General features: G+C 56.5%; 1 protein-coding gene. It reads left to right on the forward strand.

Annotated elements, in window-relative coordinates:
* The coding region (locus TSA1_RS28390; RefSeq protein ID WP_245448438.1) for a beta-ketoacyl synthase N-terminal-like domain-containing protein at positions 1-1,364 on the forward strand (1,364 nt) is incomplete at both ends.

The raw sequence follows: 1,364 nt of genomic DNA on the forward strand, positions 1-1,364 counted from the left end.
TCAAATGCGGGCCGTCCTCAAACCGGCGCCCGCCGTAAAGCCGCTCAAGGTCTCAAGAGCAAAAGCCGACCCCGAAATCGACGGATCTCTACGAACTAAAACCGTCGCTTACCTTAAAACGATTGTCGGCAAGACACTCAAGATACCAAGTCAGGAGCTCGATTCATCCGAATCCTTGGACGTCTACGGCATCGATTCAATAGTCGGCGTTGAACTGACAAACCAACTTCAGGAAACGTTCACCGCCGTCGATAGCACGTTGCTGTTTGAACACCGGTCCATAGACGCGCTAGCGGAATACTTCATCAAGAGCCAGCCGCAAGCACTGCAAGCGTTGCTTCAGATCCAGAAGCGTCCCGCTGTCGATCCGCCCCAAATCCAAACGCCGCCTCACGCCAAGCAGCCCACCGTTGCCTCGCGGGCCAGACGACGATCATCGGGGTTTAGCCCTGTACAGCCGCGACCAGGAGACGCTACCCGGCAACCAATCGCGGGATCGAGGGACGTCGCCATCATCGGGATATCTGGCCGCTACCCGGACTGCAGGGATACCGACCTATTCTGGCAAAACTTGCGAGACGGAGCCAACTGTATCGCCGAAGTGCCAAAGGCAAGATGGGATCACGACAAATACTTTGATGAACGCAAGGGACAGTCGGGAAAAACCTACAGCCGATGGGGAGGATTTCTCGACGGGATCGACGAATTTGATCCCCTGTTCTTTAACATTCCCCCCAGTCGGGCGGAGCTGATGGACCCGCAGGAAAGGCTGTTCTTGCAGTCGGTCTATTCCAGTCTAGAGGATGCTGGTTATACAACGACGTCTCTCAGCGCGAACCGAAGAGTGGGGGTGTTCGTTGGAGCAATGAATGGCTACTATGCGACTGGTCCACGCTATTGGTCGATTGCCAACCAGGTATCCTATTTTCTGAATTTTCAGGGACCGAGCATGGCAGTCGATACTGCGTGCTCATCATCGCTCACGGCGCTGCACCTTGCGCTGGAAAGTCTCCATAGCGAGACAAGTGACGTCGCTATCGCCGGCGGCGTGAATCTGATCCTCGATCCAAAGCAGTATCTGGCAATCTCATCCATGGAGATGATATCCGCCGGTAGCAAGTGCCGCTCTTTCGGCGATTTCGCGGATGGGTTCGTCGATGGCGAGGGCGTCGGCGCGGTGGTCTTGAAGCGTCTTTCCCACGCAATTGCCGATGGTGATCACATCTACGGTGTGATCAAGGGCAGCATGGTGAACGCCGGCGGCAGGACCAACGGCTATACTGTGCCGAACCCGAACGCCCAGGCCGATGTGATCCGCCGGGCGATCAAGCAGGCTGGGGTCGATCCGCGCACGATCAGCTACA

It is taken from the genome of Bradyrhizobium nitroreducens (assembly GCF_002776695.1).
Taxonomy (GTDB): domain Bacteria; phylum Pseudomonadota; class Alphaproteobacteria; order Rhizobiales; family Xanthobacteraceae; genus Bradyrhizobium; species Bradyrhizobium nitroreducens.